Origin of the sequence: Flavobacterium hibernum (genome assembly GCF_000832125.1) — a bacterium.
GTDB lineage: Bacteria > Bacteroidota > Bacteroidia > Flavobacteriales > Flavobacteriaceae > Flavobacterium > Flavobacterium hibernum.
In genome coordinates, this window is record NZ_JPRK01000011.1 from 171,239 (window position 1) to 194,366 (window position 23,128).

16 protein-coding genes are annotated in these 23,128 nt (G+C 33.2%); 1 reads left to right on the forward strand and 15 read right to left on the reverse strand.

The annotated features are described in order from the left end of the window. The first annotated feature begins 60 nt into the window (after positions 1 to 60). Complete coding sequence (locus IW18_RS13605; RefSeq protein ID WP_041518426.1) at positions 61 to 1,872, forward strand: hypothetical protein; 1,812 nt, start codon at positions 61 to 63, stop codon at positions 1,870 to 1,872. A 62-nt stretch (positions 1,873 to 1,934) separates the two neighbouring features. Here IW18_RS13605 and IW18_RS13610 read toward each other — a convergent pair whose 3' ends face one another. The 15 genes from IW18_RS13610 to IW18_RS13680 form a co-directional block, all read right to left on the reverse strand. Further along, entirely contained in the window at positions 1,935 to 2,372 is a 438-nt protein-coding gene (locus IW18_RS13610) for a glycine zipper family protein (protein WP_041518427.1), read from the reverse strand. 362 nt (positions 2,373 to 2,734) lie between these two features. Beyond that, entirely contained in the window at positions 2,735 to 4,012 is a 1,278-nt protein-coding gene (kynU, locus tag IW18_RS13615) for a kynureninase (protein ID WP_041518428.1), read from the reverse strand. 311 nt (positions 4,013 to 4,323) lie between these two features. Next, positions 4,324 to 5,373 (reverse strand): tRNA preQ1(34) S-adenosylmethionine ribosyltransferase-isomerase QueA, encoded by a 1,050-nt coding sequence (gene queA / locus IW18_RS13620; RefSeq protein ID WP_041518429.1) that lies wholly within the window; start codon positions 5,371 to 5,373, stop codon positions 4,324 to 4,326. Between the two features lie 357 nt (positions 5,374 to 5,730). Then, the gene (locus IW18_RS13625; protein ID WP_041518430.1) at positions 5,731 to 6,954 is read right to left on the reverse strand and encodes a 3-phosphoshikimate 1-carboxyvinyltransferase; all 1,224 of its coding nucleotides are present in this window, start codon (positions 6,952 to 6,954) and stop codon (positions 5,731 to 5,733) included. Between the two features lie 132 nt (positions 6,955 to 7,086). Next, positions 7,087 to 7,413, reverse strand: coding sequence for a nucleotide pyrophosphohydrolase (locus IW18_RS13630; RefSeq protein ID WP_041518431.1), 327 nt, complete (start codon positions 7,411 to 7,413; stop codon positions 7,087 to 7,089). Positions 7,414 to 7,415: 2 nt separating this feature from the next. After that, complete coding sequence (locus IW18_RS13635; protein ID WP_041518432.1) at positions 7,416 to 9,410, reverse strand: DUF3857 domain-containing protein; 1,995 nt, start codon at positions 9,408 to 9,410, stop codon at positions 7,416 to 7,418. A gap of 1 nt (position 9,411) precedes the next feature. Beyond that, complete coding sequence (locus IW18_RS13640; RefSeq protein WP_041518433.1) at positions 9,412 to 11,436, reverse strand: DUF3857 domain-containing protein; 2,025 nt, start codon at positions 11,434 to 11,436, stop codon at positions 9,412 to 9,414. Positions 11,437 to 11,441: 5 nt separating this feature from the next. Next, positions 11,442 to 13,349 carry a DUF3857 domain-containing protein gene (locus tag IW18_RS13645; RefSeq protein WP_041518434.1) on the reverse strand — a complete coding sequence of 636 codons (1,908 nt, stop codon included), beginning with the start codon at positions 13,347 to 13,349 and terminating at the stop codon, positions 11,442 to 11,444. 64 nt (positions 13,350 to 13,413) lie between these two features. After that, on the reverse strand, positions 13,414 to 13,866 hold the full coding sequence (dtd, locus tag IW18_RS13650) for a D-aminoacyl-tRNA deacylase (RefSeq protein WP_041518435.1): 453 nt from the start codon (positions 13,864 to 13,866) through the stop codon (positions 13,414 to 13,416). A 148-nt stretch (positions 13,867 to 14,014) separates the two neighbouring features. Further along, complete coding sequence (gene rsgA / locus IW18_RS13655) at positions 14,015 to 14,998, reverse strand: ribosome small subunit-dependent GTPase A (RefSeq protein WP_041518436.1); 984 nt, start codon at positions 14,996 to 14,998, stop codon at positions 14,015 to 14,017. Between the two features lie 141 nt (positions 14,999 to 15,139). After that, entirely contained in the window at positions 15,140 to 18,346 is a 3,207-nt protein-coding gene (locus tag IW18_RS13660; protein WP_052480172.1) for a VIT domain-containing protein, read from the reverse strand. A gap of 321 nt (positions 18,347 to 18,667) precedes the next feature. Continuing rightward, entirely contained in the window at positions 18,668 to 19,750 is a 1,083-nt protein-coding gene (locus IW18_RS13665) for a bifunctional 3-deoxy-7-phosphoheptulonate synthase/chorismate mutase type II (protein ID WP_041518437.1), read from the reverse strand. A 12-nt stretch (positions 19,751 to 19,762) separates the two neighbouring features. Then, on the reverse strand, positions 19,763 to 20,623 hold the full coding sequence (locus IW18_RS13670; RefSeq protein ID WP_041518438.1) for a prephenate dehydrogenase: 861 nt from the start codon (positions 20,621 to 20,623) through the stop codon (positions 19,763 to 19,765). A 207-nt stretch (positions 20,624 to 20,830) separates the two neighbouring features. Continuing rightward, on the reverse strand, positions 20,831 to 21,976 hold the full coding sequence (locus IW18_RS13675; protein ID WP_041518439.1) for a pyridoxal phosphate-dependent aminotransferase: 1,146 nt from the start codon (positions 21,974 to 21,976) through the stop codon (positions 20,831 to 20,833). Positions 21,977 to 22,146: 170 nt separating this feature from the next. Beyond that, positions 22,147 to 22,974, reverse strand: a complete 828-nt coding sequence (locus IW18_RS13680; protein ID WP_041518440.1) for a prephenate dehydratase — start codon at positions 22,972 to 22,974, stop codon at positions 22,147 to 22,149. Positions 22,975 to 23,128: the final 154 nt, after the last annotated feature.

The following is a 23,128-nucleotide window of genomic DNA, read 5'->3' on the forward strand; positions in this document are numbered from 1 at the left end:
TTATCAGGTTTTTAGAACTTATAATTTCCAACATTTGTTTCTATTTTAATTTGAAAACAAATGACAAAAAATCCTTTACACACTTTTCACATTCCTGTGATGGGACTTGCATATACGATTGATAGCCCAATACGCGTGGCACAATACGGTATTTCTTCTGTTGTTTCTATCGCCGATGATGATTTAATTGAGAAGATGCGTAATTTTTACAGTACCAAATTTAATCTTCCGTACGAAGAGATAAGTCAGAAATTTCACGATTACAGAGCCGAAAGAATCACTTCTTACTTAAATTTAGTTGACAAAATTGTCAAAGAAAAATTCGAAAACTTTAAAACCGAATTAGCCGAAAGCAAAACTGCAGTTGAAAATTATATTGCAATGTTGCCGAATACGTCTGACATTAAAAAAGGCTTTCAAAATTTACTTGAAGACGGACTTTCATTCAAAGAAAACATTCAAAATTATATTGAATCACATCTTTCTCCCGGAGAAATCGACGTGAATATCATGACCAAACTTGATAAAGATAATTTTGATAAAAACGAACAACTTCCAATTGAGTTTAATGATGCTCATGCTGCTTTAAGGGGTTTTGCAAAAAGCAATCTTGAATCTTCAGTCGTGCTTTCTGCTGGAATGAATCCGAGATTGTTTAGTTATTTTGAGAACTTTTCAGATTTTTTCCCAAATCTAAATAACGAGCTTAAAAAGAAAATTACTTTAAAGGTTAGTGATTTTAGATCGGCAATGATTCAAGGAAATTTTTTAGCTAAAAAAGGACTATGGGTTTCTGAATATCGTATCGAATCAGGACTAAATTGTGGCGGACATGCTTTTGCTACTGATGGTCTTTTATTAGGTCCTATTTTAGAAGAATTCAAGGAGAAGAAAGATCAGCTCATCCAATCGGCGCACGAGTTAATGACTAAAGTTTTGCAACAAAAACAAATTCATGTTCCTGAACAACCTTTACCATTAAAAATTACGGTTCAGGGAGGAGTTGGAACTGCCGAGGAACATGAATTTCTTTTAGAAAACTACAATGTAGATTCTGTAGGTTGGGGTTCTCCATTTTTATTGGTTCCCGAAGCAACTTCTGTAGATCAAGCAACGAGAGAACTATTGATGAATGCAAAGGAGAAAGATTTATATTTAAGTCATATTTCGCCTTTGGGAGTTCCGTTTAATACTTTAAGAGGAACAACAAATGAAACCTTAAAACAAAAAAGAATTGAACAGAATAAAGCCGGAAGCTCGTGTCCAAAGAAATTTTTGGCGTTAAGCAAAGAATACGATCCGCATGGAATTTGTACAGCATCTAAAAAATTTCAGGATTTAAAACTAGCCGAATTAGAAGCATCGAAAGACTCATACACTCCTAAATCTTTTGAAAAAGCAAAATTTGCAATTACTGAGAAATCGTGTTTATGTGTTGGCTTGGCTAATGCCTCATATTTAGAAAATGATATTAAAATAAAAGGGCAAGCTCAAGGAGTTGTAATATGTCCTGGGCCAAATATGGCTTATTTTGACCAAGAAGTTTCCTTATCTGATATGTTGGGTCATATTTATGGAAATAAATCGATTTTAAGAACTGATAACAGGCCAAATTTATTCGTTAAAGAACTAAAAATGTATGTGGAATATTTTAGAAATGAAATTGAAAACATTTCAGGAGAAATAACGAATGCTCAGTTAAAAAAATGGAATACTTTTAAAACTAATCTTTTTGAAGGAATCGAGTATTACCACAATTTGCTCGAATCTAGTTTCTATTTTAAAAACGATGAAGAAAAAATTAAATATCAATTTGACTTTTATAAACTGGAACTGGCTGCAATAAAAATTCCAACTTTAGAATTGGTATAAAAAGAATCCCCGATTTAGTGATCTAAATCGGGGATTTATATTTTAAATAGCTATGTAAAAGTCTATTCTTTTTTCTTTTTACTTCCATCAATAATAGCACCTGTTCCAGCTCCAACTCCGGCACCGGCAAGTCCGCCAATAATAGCTCCTTGTCCTTTTTTCTTGCTTACAATAGCTCCTGTTACAGCACCAACTCCTGCTCCTATTACTGCACCTTTAGCAGTAGAACTCCAACCTTTCTTTTTGGTTGTGGTTGTACTTGTTGCAGTTCCATCAGCTTGTTGATGTACAACAACAACTTTTTGAGTTTCTACTTTTTGTTGCTGCTCTTCTTTGATTTTTGCCATTTCCGTTTTCATAGAATCAATAACTTTTTGCTTATTGATTTCAACTTTCATAGAATCAACACTTGCTTGTTTTGCTCTATTAATGTCTTCTTTCCCTTGATTTTGACAAGAAAAAATTGTTAAAGCGGCTAATAAAATATATAAGGCTTTCATGATTGTAGTTTTAAATTATTATACACTACAAATTAAAGAAGATTGCTTTTGTTGACGTTACATGATTTAGAGGAAAGGTTATAGAATTTAAAGATTGTAGTTAAGATTTGACGCAGATTTAAAACGGATTTTTTTTAAGCAAGATTCAAAAAAATCTCGCAAAGACGCCAAGTCGCTAAGTTTTTCTCAATTTATGTCATTTCTAGGAACGAGAAATCACATTAGAAAATCGACAAAGATTGGCAATTGCAGGTACGCAATTTCGTGTGTGATTTCTCGTTCCTCGAAATGACAAATAGCACGTAAATAGTGTCTTTAACAAAAAACTTAGCGACTTGGCGTCTTTGCGAGACAAATATCCTTTACTTCCCGAGAATTCCTTTTTTCAGGATTTGCCCAAAGTCATACATATCTTCATAAGAACAATATAAAGGAACTGGAGCTAAGCGAATTACATTTGGTTCGCGCCAATCTGTAATTACTCCGTTTTTCATTAAATAATCGAATAAACTTCTTCCTTCTCCGTGAAGAAAAACAGACAATTGAGAAGCTCTTTCTTCAGGGTTTGAAGGAGTAATGATTTCGAAACTTCCTTCAACTTCTTTATCTATTTCGTGCAAAATAAATTCTAAATATGAGGTAATATGATCTCTCTTCTGGATTAAAGCATCCATTCCAACCTCAGCAAACATATCAACAGATGCTAAATATGGAGCTAAAGAAAGTACTGGTAGGTTACTAATTTGCCATCCGTCTGCTCCATGAACAGGATCAAAAGTAGGCTCCATTTTAAAACGGCGCTCTTTGTTATGTCCCCACCAACCCGCAAAACGAGGTAAACTCGAATCGTTATGGTGTTTTTCGTGTACGAAACAACCAGAAGCATTTCCTGGTCCTGAATTCATATATTTATAACTGCACCATGCAGCAAAATCAACATTCCAATCGTGCAATTGCAATTTAATATTTCCGGCAGCATGCGCTAAATCCCAACCTACTTTTGCTCCGGCTTTTTGTCCTGCAGCCGTAATTGTTTTGATATCGAAAACTTGTCCCGTATAATAATTTACTCCTCCAATTAAAACCAAAGCAAGTTCATCACCCACTTCTTCAATTTTTGCCAGAACATCTTCTAGGCGAATATTGTGTTCTCCTTCACGACGCTTAATTTCGACAATGGCATCTTCTGATTTATATCCGTGAAAATGAACTTGACTTTGAAACATATATTGATCTGACGGAAATGCTTTTTCTTCACAAATAATTTTATAACGTTTACCTTTTGGCTGATAAAACGAAACCATCAATAAATGAAGATTTACGGTCAAAGTATTCATTACAGTAACTTCTGACGGAAGTGCACCAACAATTTTACTCAATGGTTCTGCAAATCTTTCCTGATAATCCCACCAAGGTTTCTCGGCATAAAAATGACCTTCTACAGCTAGATTTGCCCAGTCGTTCATAACTTCATCAATATAAGCTTTAGTCCGTTTTGGCTGAAGTCCCAGGGAGTTTCCTGTAAAATAAATAACGCGTTTGTCATTAACTTTAGGAAAAATAAATTGGTCTTGATAATGATTCAATGCGTCTTGTGCATCAAGTTGTTTCGCGAATTCGCGTGTATTTAGAAAAGTCATTGTTTTTTGTTTTGTCTGCTAAAATAACAAATTTTGTTTGTTTTGTTTCATGTTTCAAGTTTTGCGTTAATATACTTTGGAGATTTAACAGCAAAGTTCGCAAGGATTTTTATTCAGGTTAACGTTTGCAAACGTTAAGTTAGCAAAGCTTTGCGTGCTTTTGCATGTGGCAAAAACAAACTAAGCAAAAAAACTTTAGCGAACTTTACGTTTAAATTTAACAACTAATGCCAAACTTGAAACCCGAAACTTTTTAAACATAAAAAAACCCGCCATTACTGACAGGTTTTATATTTTATTTAAATATCTAATTAGATAATTAACATAGCATCTCCGTAAGAATAGAATTTGTATCCTTCTTTGATAGCTTCTTCGTATGCTCTTTTCATCAAATCATGTCCACAGAAAGCAGAAATCATCATTAATAATGTTGATTTTGGTGTGTGGAAATTTGTAATCATACAATTTGCAATACTAAAATCGTGAGGAGGGAAAATAAATTTATTTGTCCAACCTTCATAAGGATTTAAAGTATTTTGTGATGAAACTGAACTTTCGATTGCACGCATCGAAGTTGTTCCAACTGCACAAATACGTTTTTTCTTTGCTTTGGCATCATTTACAATATCGCAAGCTTCTTGTTTGATAATTAATTCTTCCGAATCCATTTTGTGTTTAGACAAATCTTCAACCTCAACTGGGTTAAATGTTCCTAAACCAACGTGAAGTGTTACTTCGGCAAAGTTTACTCCTTTGATTTCTAATTTTTTCAAAAGGTGTTTAGAAAAGTGTAAACCTGCAGTTGGTGCAGCTACAGCTCCTTCTTCTTTTGCGTAGATAGTTTGGTATCTTTCAGCATCTTCTGGAGTTACATCTCTACTGATATATTTAGGAATTGGAGTTTCTCCAAGTTCTGTCAATTTATTTCTAAATTCTTCGTAAGAACCGTCATATAAAAAACGTAATGTTCTACCACGAGAAGTAGTATTATCAATTACCTCAGCAACTAACGAATCGTCGTCACCAAAATAAAGTTTATTTCCGATACGGATTTTTCTAGCTGGATCAACTAAAACATCCCATAAACGTTGCTCTGAATTTAATTCTCTTAATAAGAAAACTTCAATTCTTGCTCCTGTTTTTTCTTTGTTTCCGTACAAACGTGCAGGGAAAACTTTTGTATTGTTAAGAATTAAAACGTCTCCGTCATCAAAATAATTGATAACATCTTTAAACATTTTATGTTCTATAGTTTGTTTTTGACGATCGATTACCATTAAACGAGATTCGTCTCTATTTTCTGCTGGGAATTCCGCTAAAAGTTCTTTCGGTAAATTAAATTGAAAATGTGATAATTTCATTTGAGAAAGTTATGAGTTATAGATTTTCAATCAGGATTATTTGGATACCTGATTTTTAATCGTGTGCAAATATACGACTGTGAGATAGGCGTTGTCAAGTGTTTTGATGTTTATTTTCAAAAGTCGCTGATTTACTGAGGCTTTGGGGTGCGTTTTTTCAGCATATAAGTAATATAAGTTCATTTAATTGGAATTCTTTAAAAATTGTAGATGTTTTTATTTGGCTAAAGCCGAAAAATGTAATACAAAAAACCCCTAGTTAAAACTAGGGGCTATTTTTTTCGCCACGAATTCACGAATTAATTTAATAATAAAGCTTAAAAAATAATTCGTGAATTCGTGGCGCCTATTTTATTTCTACAATTCTGAAATTTGGAACTTTAATTCTTTTAAATCATTCCAAAAATCTGGATATGATTTAGAAACTACTTCGGCATTTTCGATAATAATTGGCACTTTTAATGCTAATGGCGCAAATGCCATTGCCATACGGTGATCGTTGTAAGTGGCAATTTTAATATTATGATTGATGTTTTCTGAAGCTATTAAAGTCAAACTATCATTGGTAACTGAAATGTTTGCTCCTAATTTAGTAAGCTCAATTCTAAGCGCTTCAAGTCTGTCCGTTTCTTTAATTTTTAGAGTATGAAGACCTGTTAAGTGACAACCAAGTCCTAAACCTAAACAAGTTACTACAATTGTTTGTGCAATATCCGGAGTGTTGTTTAATTCAAAATTTACCGTTTCGTAATTAAAATTTTCTTGTTTTACCAAAGTCATTTTGTTATCCTGAAACGTAGTTTTTACGCCTAATTTCTCGTAAAGAGAAACTAACTCTGAATCGCCTTGCAAACTATTTTCTTTGTAACTGCTTAAAGTAATCGTAGCTGTATCTGCCAAAGCTACTAAACTAAAAAAGTACGAAGCTGAACTCCAATCAGATTCGACAACCATTTCTTTTGAAGCTACTGATGCTTTTGGAAAAACTTTAATTACGTTTCCTTCAAAACTGGTCTGAATATCTAAATCGTTTAATAATGCTAAAGTCATTTTGATATACGGAATTGAAGTAATTTCTCCTTCTAGAGTTAATTCTAATCCGTTTTCTAATTTTGAAGCCACTAATAAAAGCGCAGATATATATTGACTACTTACGTTGGCTGCTAATGTTACTTTTGAAGCTGTAACCTTTTTGCCTTTAATTCTAATTGGCGGATAACCTTCTTCTTTTTCATAAGTAATCTCTACTCCCAATTGTCCTAAAGCTTCTACTAAAATCTTTATAGGACGTTCTTGCATTCTGCTTGAACCTGTCATTACAACTTCGCGACCTTCATTTACGGCAAAATAAGCAGTTAAAAAACGCATTGCTGTTCCTGCATGGTGAATGTCTACAATTTCGTCATTACCAATTAAGGCTTTTTGCATTACTTCGCTATCATCAGAGTTTGAAGTATTGGAAAGTGTGATATTTGGGAACAAAGCTTTTAACAACAACAGACGATTTGTTTCGCTCTTTGAGCCTGTTACTGCAATTTGTCCTTGTAAATTATGTTGAGTTGTTTGGAGTAGTAAATTCATTTTTTTAATTGTAAATTGAAATTATGAATTATGAATGGTTAGAAACGTAATTCGCCACGCAATTTACCACTCCCCACTCATAATTCAAAATTCAAAACTCATAATTCAAACCTTATGAGTGATATTTCACAATTATTTTAATTTATCGTTGTTTTTATGACGGTCTTTATCTCGAATTGATTTTAAATCCATTTTTTTATCAAAAGCGGCTTGTAAATCTATTCCGGTTTGGTTTGCAAGACATAAGACCACAAAAACAACATCGGCCAATTCTTCGCCTAGATCTTTATTTTTATCGCTTTCTTTCTCAGATTGTTCTCCGTATCTGCGTGCAATAATTCTGGCTACTTCACCTACCTCTTCTGTAAGTTGTGCCATATTGGTCAATTCATTAAAGTAACGAACACCGTGTTCTTTTATCCAGGTATCGACGTCTAGTTGTGCATTTTTCAAATCCATAGTTATATTTTTTTAAGAACAATTTTCTCATTCTGACTCATTATCATCTTCTGATAAAAATCTTTTAAAGCTCCGTATGAGTCAGCTGCAAAAATACTACTGTTAATTTCTTTTGAACTACTTATTTGAATTTTGTTTCCATCTTTAACGATATTGAAAACATAAATACCTTGTTTATCTTCTAATAAAATTCTAATAGGACTTGGCAACGATTCTACTTCATAACCTTCGGGAATATCAATGTTTATATTGATTTTTTCCTGAGACGGATATACAAAACAAACCGGCATCTGCCTAATTTCCTGATTAAAAGGATTTTTAGATCGTGTAAAAAACAACAACGGATTTAAATAAATTTTTCCGCCAATAATATCTGCCTTATTATCTGATGTAAAACTAAATGTTTCTACAACCGGATCCTGAAGATTATTCTTTTTGTTTTCGATGTTGTAATTTGACACTTTTAAATCTCCAAGTCGTCCTTCTAATTTCTCGAGATAACTTTCTTGATTCTTTTCGACATTTTCGATTCTAAAATCGTAGGCATCATAATCTGTTCTTTGAATTCTGATTTTACCTTCAATTTTTCCAAGATGATCAACTTTAACTACCAAATTCGAAAACTCTTTTGAGGTTGTCGTAGGTTCTAGATTAATTTCTTTTGATGTTCCATCATTTTTAATCAGTCTTCCTTTCCAGTTTAAAACATTTAAAGGCAAAATTCCGGGATAGGTAAACTTTCGACTTGCGTCTAACAAAGTTTGTTTTCCATCAATTTCAGCAGCAGCAATTACGTAATTAAAACCTGTTCTAGTGGGATAAACCGGTACCCCATTTTCGACTGTACTAACCAAAACCGGGTTCGCATCAATTCCAGCCACTTTAAGCATATTGATTAAAATAAAGTTAATCTCGGCTACATTTCCGGTTTGATCTGCATATGCTTTTTTAACGCCTTTGTCTGTATAATAGTCATTAACTTCATTCCAATTCATTTTATTCTGAACGAATTTAAAAATGATATTTAGTCTCTCGGTTAGAGAATCTACATTTGCCAATAATCGCTTAACATCGTCAAGTAAAAAAGCTTTATCATTGAGTTCTTTGCCAAAATTTTCACTTTTAAAAATATTAGTTGCCACACCTTCCCAAGTTAACGCATAATCTTTTACGGGTTGATCTGGATATCTTACTCGCTCTAATTCATGCTGAATGGAACCTCTATAATTATCGATATTATCTACATAGGGTTCTTTTGTTAAAGCGGGAATGTCTTTCCCGCTGTAAAATGCACTAATTTGTTTATATGAAATAGATGAGGATCTATTATACTCATCATTAAAACTCTGGTTTCCGCTAGTTATTTTCGAATCTGTTTCAATTTTACGAGTTCCAATAAGAAGTGTTTTGTAAATATAAAATTCCGGAATATCTGTTTTATACTCAAAGTAGCGCACTGGAATATCGTACTGAAAATCAAAATCCGGGAGCTTTACAATGTTTTCCGATTTCAGAACATATTTATATTCTATAATCGACCCCACTTTTACATTAGGAAGCGTTATTGTTTTCTCGTTCCAAAATTTATTTACTTTTTTCTTGAACGTTCCCTGATTGTCCAATTTTGTTTTTACGATCGATCCGTTTTCTAAATTGTAGGTAACTGCATTCGAAAATTCAAGAAGATCTTGATTTAAAGTTTCATAACCAATGTAAAAACGCACTTTTTGATCGGCCCATTTTAGTCCTTCTTTTTTATAAATTTTAATTTTAAATTCATAAACATGATTGGCAGAGAAACCTCTGTCTTTATTGTAAGTAAAAATAGTTTTTGCTTTTTTAAACAAAATTGTAGCGGGTGCCGTGGTGTCTTTTGGATTTTCTTTTTCTTTCAGCTCAGCCACTGTTACTTTACCTAACTCATAACTTTGAGCATTCATTTCTGAAATACCAAAAATTATAACTAAAAAAACCGCTACAAAATTTCGAAACTTCATATTATATTCTTTTCAGCACTATTTTTTCTGTTTCTTTTGCAATCATGGTTTTATAATATTCCTTAAGCATTTCATATTGTTCAGTAGAAACTATGGCTTCGTTTATTTGATGTTGAATACTTATTTGTAATAAATCTCCGCTATTAACAATATTAAATTTAAAACTTCCTAAGTTATCGGCCATATTAAGAACAACTGGTTGAGGCAATACTTCTGGAGCATATCCTTCAGGGATTTTAACTGTAATATTATACTTATCTGTAAATGGAAATCCAAAATCTACAGGATATTCTCTAACTTCTTGTTTAAAAGGGTTTTTTCCGCCTCCAAAAAATAACATTGGACTAACGTAAATTTTGCCTCCAATTACTTCACATAAATTATTTCCGGTAAAAGAATACGTTTCTACCATTGGCAATAATAAATCTTTTTCGTTTGTTCTCGAATACTCGCTGATTTCAATTTTATTCAGTCTGTTTTCAAGTTTTTCTAAGTATTCGTCTTCTTTTACACCATCAATATTATCTCTTTTTTGCATGGCGTTATAATCTGTACTTTGCCTTCTTGTTTTACCTGTCACTTTTCCATCAGTACCAACAGTATAATTCATGAAAACAATGTCATTCGAATTCTTTTTAGGCATTAAATCTACTTCTTCAGATGTTCCGTCTTTACGAATTAATCGTCCCATCCAGTTTAAAGCTCTAAATGGTAAAACATTTGGAGTCGAAAATTTGTCTGTTGCATCTAATAAAACATGTCCATTTGGAGTCTCAACAGCAGCAATTACATAATTAAAAGCTGTTCTGTTTGGGAAAATTGCAATTCCGTTAGAACGAGTACTTACCAAAACCGGATTGGCCGTTAAACCTGCGTAACGCAACATTGCAGTTAACATCAAGTTAATGTCAGCAGTGTTTCCTGTTTTTTCTTTATATGCTTTTCTAACTCCGTTATCACAATTATATCCCAAATAATTATTCCACTTTACATTCGTTTTTACGTAATTAAAAATGGCTAGTATTTTTTCGTCAGGTGTATTTTTACCTTCTAATAGTTTCTTTACATCATCTTCAAAATAACCTGTTTTGTTTAATTCAGGTCCAAAATCTTCGTACTCATAAATGGTTTTTACTACTGAATTCCAATCTGTCGAATAAGGTTTCAAAACCTCATTTGGATATTTAATCATCGATAGTTCGTGCTGAACGCTTGATGTATAATTATCGATGTTATTTACAAATGCTTCATCTTTCATAGCCGGAGAATTAGCAGATACATAAGTCGTTTGCGTCTCCATATAATCAAGTTTCTCATGAGAAACATCTGTTCTGGTCGAAGAAAATCCTCCTGCTCCGGTAGATCGCTCTTTAAAAGTAAATAAGATTGACTTAGGAATTCTCTCGGTGGTAACTTTAGGAAAAATATATCCTTTTTGTCTCGAATTAAAAACATAATATTCTGGAATACACGTCTTAAATTCAGAGTAATTTACAGGAATACTGGTTTGAAAATCCCACTCTCTAATCATTCTATCACTAGGACTTCTAACCTGATAGCTAAATTCGATAATTGAGCCTTCTTTAATATTAGGCATTGTTATCTTTTTTTGAGCTCTGAACTTATTTATTTTTTCATCAAAAGCACCATCGCTCTTTAATTTAGTTTTTTCAATTTTACCATCTACTAAATTATAAGTAACCGCATCTGCAAAACTTACTTTTTCTTTAAAATTATCCTGATTATAATACCAAACATTTTGATTGGCCCAGTCGTAACCATCTTTTTTATAAATCTTAATTCTGGCTTCGACATCAGTAACGGTAATAAAACCGTCATTTTGGTCATACTCAATTCTTGATCTTCCTCTTTTATACAATATTGCAGCTACAGCCGATGAATCTTTAGGATGCACTTTTTGCTCTAATTCAGCCACAGACACTTTTCCTAATTTAAATTCTTGTGCTGTTACTTTTGAAACAAGTAACAACAGAATTGAAAGACTAAAAAGTTTAATAAATTTCATGTTGGTTAATTCTTGGTTAATATAATTTTGGCGTTATCATTTCTAGACACTTGCTCCATAAAAAGGCGAAATTCATCATATTCTTTATTTGAATATTTCCCTTTATTTAAAAACATAGAGCGTTTGTATGTCAGTTTATTGTTTTCGTTTTTTATAATTTCTGTTTTGTATTCTCCATATTTTCCTTTCAGTTCAACTTTTGAAGGCAAAAATTCAATCGTGAAGCCCATAGGTAAATTAATTTCGATTTCGTCTGTATTTAAATAACCTCGTTGAATTTGAAATGGATTTTTTCTGTTTCTAATTCTTCTTACGTTACCTGAATTTTGATTGAAAGCATCAACGGCAAAAATCATTTTATTGCCGGAAATTGTAGCAAAATTTGTAGCACTAATTTGAACATCTTCAGTAAAACTTATATTTTCTTTATTATTAGTAAAGGTGATTTTACCTAATTTTAGATTATTGATGTTGTTCCAGTACTCTTTGTAATGTGATTCTTTTTCGGTTGGTTGTAAGTGTTCTATTCGAGATTTAGAACTATAAATCGATCCTTCTGAATAAATCGATATTGAACCTGAAAAATGCCCATTTTCATCTATGGTATAAGATCCTTTTTCTTTCTGAGAATTTCCGTTATCGGCATAAATGTTTGTCCTAACAATTACAGCTCCCTCTGGCTTCACGACTAAAACATCTCGATCGTCTGTAAAAGTTCCTTGATATCCAAAAGGATCGTCTTGGCTCGTACATTCTAACCAAGTATAATTATCTCCATTAGGAATTGCTAATATCATATGATTTCCCTGCATCGAAACAAAGTCAGACTGAATATTAGATTTATAACGATCTCCGTATAGAATTGTATTATACGACGGAACATCGACTACCTGTAAGAGTGCTTTTGTATAATTTGATAATGCTTTACAATCTCCATATCCTAAACGGTCAACATCGGTAGCAAGCATAGGTTTCCAGCCGCCAATACCAATAGCAATATTTACATATCGAGATTTTTTTTGAACATAGTCATAAATGATTTTTGCTTTCTTAATTGGGTCTTTTTCATCACCCACTAATGCTTTGATCTTTGTTTTGGTTTCCTCAGAGAGATCTGTTGTTCCTGTTAGAATTTTTTCGCTGTACCATTTCCCAAATGCTTCCCATGTTTTGGCTGTACCATCATAACCTTCTAAATGAAAACTTTCTAACCCCATCATAACTCTAGGAAAAAGATCACTACCGGACGGGCTCAAATCTTCGTATTTCTGTCCCAAAATATTAGTTGCAACGTAACTTAGTTGTGTATCTGTATCTAAAGTTTTCTTGATATTATAACCGGAAAATTGAAACTCTTTCTTTTTAAATCCAAGATTATTTGGGTAAGTAACATTTAATACACATTTCTCTACACTTACGGCGTAGCCACCTAAAAAATACCATTGTGGTAAAAAGGCTGTATTCGAGCTCTCGATCTCATTAGTAAAAACAATGGTAAAAGGATATGAAATTGGAGTATACTCTAAAGAAACGATACGATTGTCAGAGAAAAGAGTACTCCCACTTACAGCACTTTGATCTTTAAAATCTTTACGTTTAATTTTCTTGATTTCATTGCCAGATGCATCATAGACGATTGCTTCGATGCTTTTTATTGAAGTTGATTTATCATAGCCTTGATAAGCTTCTATATCACTTAATCCTGATTCGTTAAAAACTGTCACAACTCTTTGCGATTTGACAGTCATGCTACGCTGCGAAGAAATGACAATGTCCATTTGATCCAAACGTACTACAGCATCAACACTTTGTTTAAGACTATCTGCAATAGATGCTACTGGATATTGACTCTTTTGAGCAGTAGAGATAAAGGTAAATAAGAAAAAAAACAGTGCAGAACAAGGTATTTTCATTAGTAAGTAATTTCGTCAAATATATATTATTTTTAGAAATTTTTAACACTTGTCTAATATTTTTTTAATCTTTGTTTTTGCTGTCAATTAAAATCGTTACTGGTCCATCATTTAACAGATTAACCTTCATATCTGCACCAAAAATTCCGGTTTGCACTTTCTTTCCAAACTCTTTTTCTAAAGATTGCACAAAATTCTCATACATTGGAATTGCATATTCTGGCTTTGCAGCTTTAATGTACGATGGACGATTTCCCTTCTTTGTAGAAGCGTGAAGTGTAAATTGACTTACCACAATTATGTCGCCCTCGATATCCTGAACCGAGCAGTTCATGACGTCATTTTCATCACCAAAAATTCTCATCTTAATGATTTTACCCACCAGCCAATCGATGTCTTCCTGAGTATCCTCATCTTCGATACCAACTAAAACCAGTAAACCTTTTTGAATATCGGCTACTTTTTTTTCATCAACCGTAACTGATGCTTGGGAAACTCTTTGAAGAACAATTTTCATATTTTATCTAATGATGTGGTTTTAACACAGATTATACGAATTAAAAAGATTTAAATTCTGACGTTAGATGCACTGCAGTGCATCTCTACATTAAATTTTTGTCGATATTTTTTTAATGGAATTTGGAATTTAAGAAATTGAAAATTATTTACAATTTCCCTCTGGTTTCATCACTGGCAGCACGATCATCGTTGTAAATATCTGTACGATAATTTTCGTCGTCGCCCTCTAAGATTTTCAAATAACTATTATAACGAGACCAAGCGATCTCGTCTCTTTCTAAAGCGGCTTTAATAGCACAATGCGGTTCTTCTTTATGTAGACAATTATTAAACTTACATTGATCTTTTAATTTAAAAAATTCAGGAAAATAACCACTGATTTCTTCTTTTTCCATATCTACAATTCCAAAACCTTTAATTCCGGGTGTATCGATGATTTTTGCGTTAAATGACAAATCATACATTTCAGCAAAAGTTGTAGTATGCTGACCTTGTTTACTTGCCTCCGAAATAGTTTTTGTTTTAAGATGTAAAGATGGCTCCATCGCATTTACCAAAGTCGATTTTCCAACTCCCGAGTGTCCTGAAAACATACTTACTTTGCCAATCATCATTTCTTTCAACTCCTCAACACCTTTCATTTCTGTTGATGAAACACGCAAACATTTATAACCAATTTGCTGATAAACGTGTTGCATGTATAATTGATCGTCAAGTGTAGTTTCGTCAAAAGTATCTATTTTATTAAAAACCAAAACAGTTTCAATTCCGTAAGCTTCTGCCGTTACCAAAAAACGATCAATAAAATTGAATGTTGTTGGTGGATTATTAATTGTTACTAATAAAAAAACACGATCAATATTCGACGCAATAATATGCATTTGATGCGATAAATTAACCGATTTACGAACGATGTAATTCTTTCTTTCGTGAATATTAAAAATAGTTCCGGTTAAGGCATCAGAGGTTTCTTCGAGTTCATAATCGACAATATCACCTACAGCAATAGGATTAGTACTTTTAATACCTTTCATCCTAAACTTCCCTTTCATACGGCATTCTATAAAATCGCCTGTTTCTGATTTTACGGTATACCAACTTCCTGTAGATTTATATACGAGTCCTGTCATTCTTTAATTTTAGATTGCTGATTTTAGATTTTAGATTATTCTCAAAAACTAAAATATATTAAAAGGCAAAATTACGTTTTTAGAATTGAACAACGCAACTTCGCCTTTTAAAATTAAAGACTTACTCTTAATTTGAAACGTTTACCAAACAATTTCGGCCAAAAGTTCATTTTCTTTTACTTTTCCAAGCTGAATTGTTTTCAAGGTTTTTGATGTTTTTCCGGCTCTTGTTGTGTAAATCTCAACCATAATTGTGGCCGGACCATTTTCGGTCAATTCAGTTTCGCCATAATAATTGGTTCTAATTTGATATTTCCCTTTTACAGCATTTCGAATTAAATATTGCTCTGGGCCGTAACCTTCGGTAAAATCTTTCGAGAATCTTGCACCGGCTAAAGTTTTTGTATGACTATAATAACATTCTTCTCCGTTTGGTTCAATGACGTGTAAATCTAAATCGACATCCATCAAATTCCAGTTCATTATAATTCGAATATCAACCGGCATTTTTTCTTGATATTTTTTAGCCAGTTTATCTGTTTTCAAACCTTTATGCTCAATTATCAAACGGTTTATATCCATTAATATAATATCTTCAACGCCTTCATATTGACCGCTCATTTCTCCGTAATAGTTTACTTCCAACGCTTTAATCAATTGATCAAAAGCTTCCTGATATTTTCCTGCATCTTCAAGAGCCATTGCGTAATCTCTTAAACTTTGTGGTTCATGTTCTCTCCATTTTGCAACTTGTTTTGCCGTAAACAAAGCATCTTCATAGTCTTTCCATTGACGCAACGTATACGTAAGCGTTTTATAAAGCTGATGATTCTCTAAACCTAAATCGGCTATATTACTAATAACTTGCAATGCTTTTTTGACATCACCCTGATTGTAGAAAAAATGCGCCACATCAAAATAAAAACTTGGATTTCTCTCTTGCGCTTTTCTCAATTCGAAATACAAATCATATTGTTTTTCTTTTGGCGCTTTTGCTAAAGCTTTTAAATACAATCGATCCGGATTCCATGTTTTGTCTTTATTCTTAGAATCAAAAGTTAGTGTATCGCTCATAGAATAATTAAGCTCTTTGCGCACTTCATTTGGCGATTCTCCTATTTGAACTCCCGCTACTTTACCCGCAAGTGCTTGTACCAAATTATTGCTAAGTCCTGGCGCAATTGTTTTTTCTGCAAGATAACCACCTACTAATGTTGATTTTTTCTGGGTTGAATATCCTACAACAGCAATTGCCTCCAATTCATCAGATTTTGAATCTTTGCTTTTAAAATTGTCTTCTATTGTTTCTGATGCTCTTGCCACAACAGGTGCAACAAATTTAACCTGATCAACTTTAGGTGCAGAAGGCAGAGCAGGAACATTATACACACTATTATCTTCTATAACTTGACTTGCTGTTCCAGCTCCAACTGGTTCGTCTACTGTTAAAGCAGCATCAGGATCACCTTTTATCGTTTCACTTGCTACACCTCTTGCTACTGGAGATTCTCTTTTGTACTTATACTTTGAGGCAATTTTCTGGCCTTGGTATTTAATATTTTTTTTCCACCAAGTATTTAATCCTTCATAATAACTTTGGATGCTTTCCCAATTATTCTTTTGCTGCGCCAGATTATTATCGTGTTCTTGTTTTTTAATTCTGTCAAATTCTGCGCGCAATTCTGCTGGCGGAATAATATCATACGAAATATAATCTAGAATATTCTCCAAAACAATCAACGAAGTATTCTTAGTAATGATTCCGTATTTCTTGCCCAGAAGTTCAATTTCATCAGCATTTTTAGCATATTCAAAATCAAGATTTGCAATTTTTTTCTGTGCCCAAAGTTTTTCTATATTAACGTCGTTGGTGTTTTGAACAGCAGCATCAAGAATAATTTTTCTTTCCACAACTGCATCATTCTTATAACCAAATAACAGCGTAATTTCATTTTTTGGATTCAACGAAATTCCCGCAAAACTAAAATTTCCTGAAACCGTCGTTCCTTCAATTGGAAACAAATCGGTAACCGTAAAATTTTCTTTAATACCCAGAAATTTTAAATTCGTATTTGCTAATTTGTCTAAAGCGATCTCTGGACTTATCTGATTTAAATTGATAAAACTAGCTCCGGTTTGCATTGCGGTATAGTTTAGAAAAGCAAAATCAGCAGAAGCAGATGATGTAATGGTGTAAATTGACTTTTTTGTTTTTGGCAAAACATTTTCACTAAGAGACGAAAGTCCATCCGAGAAGAGTAAATACTCATCATTATTGGTGAAATTTATTTGCCAAAATCGAGTTCCACCGTCATATTTTGTATTTTCTAAAACAGCTTTTAATTCTGCCCAATTTCCATTTGCAATCACATATTCATTTTGTTTTTCAAAAGTATAATTCAAAAAGTAAAGTGTAACTTTTGTATTCTTTATCTTTTGAAAATATGCATCAAGTAAAGCCAATTCCTTTTTTAAATCTCTCGTTTTATAACTCAAAGAATTATCCCAAAGTAAACCAATTGAAGTTGGCGTTTTCTTAGCGATTTTATTTCCTTCGACAAAAGTACTTCCGTAAAAATAATGTTGCCCGCCTACATTCTGCATCAACACGCTTGGAATATTTTGTTGAATTGGGATCTTGAAAACTAATTTCTCAGAAGGCTGATAATTTTCTTTTTTGACAGAAGCCTGAAAAGCTTGATTCCATTTTGAAAAAGTAATTTCGTCACCAGAATTCTCTGCAACGATTGGAGCTACCTCAGTTCCTAAAACCGAAACATTCATTTCAAATTTGTCTAACTTTTTAGGATAGCGGCTCACTAATTGATACGTCAGATTATTTTTGTCAAATGCCGAAAGTTCTTCTTCGTAACCTATTATTACGATTCGTTCTCCGTTTGGCATCAATGGATAAATTCTGGTTCTAAAGTTATTTCCATCAACTTTCTCTAACAATCCCGGATCAACACGACGATGTTCGATGGCTTCAAAAACCTGTTTTCCTTTGTTTTTATTCACCGGAACTGCTTCACGCATTTTTCCATTAATATCGATAGCATATCTTGAAACGGAAACATTTTCCGGTAACGGAAAAATAAGTTCCGCTTCCATCTGGCGAGTTCCCGAATTAAAAAAATGCATTTCGGCAGTTGTGTAAGCAATATTACCAACGACTTTTACATTGACTATAAGCTTATTCATTCTTACTTTTTCCGCTTCTTCTCCTTTAACAGTTAGTTCCGGACTTTGCGCAAAAGTTTTTGTTCCAATAAAAAAAAGAAAGAAAAGCAATACATTCAAATTCATTTGAAAAATGCCAGGTGCAGACGAAAACAATTTTAACTTCATGACACAAAAATTAAGGTTTATATTGTTATAGAGAACAAGAATCAACAAAAGGTTGGGAAGATAATATTTATTTTTTATCTCTTTAATCTACAAAATCTGCGAGAGAGTAATTTATCTCGCAGATTAGTAGATTTATTTTTATTAAAAATGGAGAAACTTGGAGAAATTATTGATCCAAAAAAAATCTCCAAAGCCCTAAAGCAATGGAGATTTAATATAAAAAAACAATCTATTTTTAAAATCGTGATATAATAAAACTAAATAACAAGTTTCAAAAGAAACTTAAATTATCTTATATCACTTATATGGTTTAAGAAAAAATTATGCGTTGAAAATTTTCTCTTGGTGACCAATACTTTCTTGGTGAATTGCTTTGAACATTCTCAAAACAAACTCTTCAGTAAGACCTTTTTTCTCACCTTCAAGAATCATTTTCCCTAAGATTTCGTTCCAACGATTGTTTTGAAGAATCGCTACGTTTGCATCTTTTTTCACTTGACCAATTTCGTCAGCCACTTTCATACGTTTTCCTAACAAGTCTAATAAATTAGCATCAAGAACATCGATGTTAGCTCTTAGTTTAGTCATTTTTTGGCTGTACTCATCTGTAGTATCATCCGTTTTTCTAATCGTCAAATCTTTAATGATTTGTTTCAAAGCGTCTGGAGTAACTTGTTGAGCAGCATCAGACCAAGCGTTGTCCGGATCGTAGTGCGTTTCGATAATCATACCATCGTAGTTCAAATCTAAAGCCTCTTGCGTTACTTCAAAAATCATTTTACGATCTCCAGTAATGTGAGATGGATCGATGATTAATGGTAAATCAGGGAATTTATTTTGCAATTCGATAGCGATCTGCCATTCTGGAATGTTTCTGTATTTTGTTTTTTCGTAAGTAGAGAAACCTCTGTGAATAACTCCTAATTTCTCGATTCCAGCCATGTGTAAACGCTCAACACCACCTAACCATAAAGCTAAATCTGGGTTTACAGGGTTTTTAACCAAAACGATTTTATCAGTTCCTTTCAATGTATCAGCAATTTCCTGAACTGCGAATGGATTTGCAGTTGTACGAGCACCAACCCATAAAACGTCGATATCATGTTCTAAAGCTAATTTACAGTGAGCCGCAGTTGCAACTTCAGTACCCATTAATAAACCAGTTTCAGCTTTTGCTTTTTGCAACCATTTTAAACCAATTTCTCCAACACCTTCAAATCCTCCCGGACGCGTTCTTGGTTTCCAGATTCCTGCTCTGAATACACTAACTTTTGAATCTTTTAATTCGTGAGCAATTTTTAATACTTGATCTTCTGTTTCTGCACTACATGGTCCAGCTATCACAAGTGGGTGATTTAAATTGAAATCTTCTAACCACTTTCTCATTTCTTTCTTATTTTCCATCTTAATTCTAATTTACTTTTTAGTTGTTGTTAATCCGTTTAGTATTTCTTTTATCTTATTTGTGCTTTCCATTTCTTCAAAAATGGCATTGTAATCTTCTTCTTTTAACAAATCTCTAAACCGACTGAGGTTTGAAATATATTCTTCTAATGTTTCGAGAACGTGCTCTTTGTTTTGCTTAAAAATTGGAGTCCACATTGCAGGTGAACTTTTTGCTAAACGAACGGTGCTTTCAAATCCACTTCCCGCCATATCGAAAATATCTTGTTCGTCTTTTTCTTTGTTCATTACCGTTTTACCAAGCATAAATGAACTTATGTGCGACAAATGCGAAACGTAAGCAATGTGTTTGTCGTGCGAAGTTGGATCCATATATCGAATCCTCATTCCAATTTCGCTGAAAAGCTTTAATGCCTTTTCCTGCAATTTAAAAGTGGTTTTTTCCACTTCGCAAATTATATTTGTTTTCCCTTTAAACAACCCTTTTATTGCCGCCGAAGGTCCTGAGAACTCCGTTCCCGCGATAGGATGAGTTGCAATAAAATTTCTTCTTTTTGGGTGACTGGCAACTGCATCACAAATTGGTTTTTTAGTCGATCCTACTTCAAAAACTATTGTTTTATCTCCCACCGAATCCAGCACTTTAGGTAAAACCACCAACGCCACATCTACCGGAACCGAAACAATGACAAAATCGGCATCAACCAATTCTTCAAAGCTTCCTGCCTGATCGATAACACCTAAATCAATTGCTTCCTGCAAGTGTTTTTCGTTGCTATCTAATCCAAAAATAGTGGCATCAGGATGTTGGTCTTTGATGTCCATCACCATCGAACCGCCTATTAACCCTATTCCTATTACGTATACTTTCATATTTCTTTTTATTCGAAGCTAAACTTCTTTAAAAATTCCAAATTTTAAAATCCAAATTCCAACTCTTAATCTTCTCCGCATTTTTGTCATTTCGACGAAAGAGAAATCTTCGTAAGTAGCTCCGTAACGAAAATCCAATCTTTGTCGAGTTTCTCGTGGAGATTTCTCCTTCGTCGAAATGACAAACTGTGGCAAAAAATCTAAAATCTAAAATCGATTTATCGCTTCTTGTATTTTTTCCTCTTTTGCACACAACGAGAATCTAATATATCCTTCACCATTACTTCCGAAGATTGTTCCCGGTGTGATGAAGATGTGTTTCTCGTATAATATATCGTCAATGAACTTTTCTGATGATTCAATTCCTTCCGGAAGTTTTGCCCAAACAAAAAGTCCAACTCCTTCTTTATAAACTTTACATCCTAGTTTTTCTGCTAGTTGCTCTGTTAATTCTCTACGGCGTCTGTAAATTTTGTTTTGATCTTCGAACCATGATTCATCACAATTTAAAGCTGCAACTGCACCTTTCTGAATTCCGTAGAACATACCGCTGTCCATGTTGCTTTTTACTTTTAAAATCGCATCGATAATTTCAGGATTTCCTAAAACCATTCCAACTCTCCAGCCTGCCATGTTGAATGTTTTACTTAAAGAATTCAACTCTAAAGCCACTTCTTTTGCGCCATCAACCTGCAATAAACTCATTGGATTATCATTCAAAACAAAACTATACGGATTATCGTTTACCAATAATATGTTGTGTTTTTTAGCAAAAGCAACCAATTTTTCAAATAACGCTAAACTTCCTCTCGCTCCTGTTGGCATGTGCGGATATCCTAGCCACATAATTTTCACTTTCTCCAGATCTAATTTTTCTAAAGCTTCAAAATCAGGTTCCCATCCATTTTCTTCTTTCAAATCGTAATAAACCGGAACTGCCTGAACCAAATTAGTTACCGAAGTATACGTTGGATAACCTGGATTCGGAATCAAAACGTGATCGCCTTCGTTTAAAAATGCAAGCGAAATATGCATGATTCCTTCTTTCGAACCCATTAATGGTAAAATCTCATTATTCGGATTTAACTCAACACCAAATTGATTCTGATAAAAGTCTGCCATCCCTTTTCTCAATTCCGGTAATCCCTGATAGTTCTGATAACCATGCCCATTTTCGTCTTGAATTGCTGCAGCGACTGCTTCAATTACTGCTTTTGACGGACTCAAATCAGGACTTCCAATTGCCATGCTGATGATTGGTTTTCCTTCAGACATTAGTTGTCTCACTTCTCTTAATTTTGATGAGAAGTAGTATTCTTCAACTTTATCTAATCTTTTTGCTGTTGTAATCATTGTTCTTATTTATATTTTGCTTTAAGCTGTAGGCTTTAAGCTTTATGCTTTTTCTTTTTTTGACTTGTCACCCTGAGCGAAGTCGAAGGGCTTTCCAATTGGAACGTGGGCTTCGACTTCGCTCAGCCTGACAATTGGAATTTTGAATTTTAAAAAATTGAGATTTAACCTTATGGTTTCGTATTCTTATATTCTCCCAACACTTTAAAATACTCTGCCATTATGTTTAATAACGCTTTTGCTTTTGCAAAATCTTCGTATTTCTCAAATGTTACGTCCACGAAAAATGAATATTTCCAAGGTGTTTCAATTTTTGGCAGCGACTGAATTTTCGTTAAATTCAGTTTACAATCGCTCATTACATTTAAAACTGCTGCAAGACTTCCTCTTTTATGATCTAATTCAAATTTGATAGATGCTCTGTTTATTTCGTTTTCCGGCAAAAATGAATTTTGCTTTTTAATAATCACAAAACGAGTCATATTGTTTTTAATCGTTTGAATCGCTGGTGCAATAATATCCAGATCATACATTTCCGAAGCCGTTTTACTTGCAATTGCTCCAATTCCGGTTAGTTGCTTTTCCTGAATTCTTCTTGCTGTTTCAGCCGTATCTTTATCTTCAACCAACTTTATGTTCGGATATTGTTTTAAGAAATCCATACATTGTAAAATTGCCATTGGATGCGAATGAACTTCTTTTATATCTTCGATTTTCTGACCTTTTAGTGCCATTAAATTTTGACTAATATTTAAATAATGCTCTCCAATTATGTGTAAATTATTCTTGTCAATCAATGCATAATTCGGAATAATTGGCCCAGCGATCGAATTTTCAATTGCCATAACTGCCTGATCAGATTTTCCTGAAAGTAGGCTATCAATCAATTCTTCAAAAGACAAACACTCATCAATCTCCACATTTTCAGAGAAATACTCTTTTACTACCTGATGATGAAAAGAACCTTTTATACCTTGTATTGCAATTTTCGTTGTCATATATTCAAAAAAAAATCCTGATTTTCATCAGGATTGTATATTAGTTTTATTTGTCTTTTATATTTTTCAAATAACCATAGCACAATCCTCACTTCTACTAAAGAAGAAATAAAAAGAGTTGCTAAAATAAAAACGGTTAGATGCCATTTTGTTT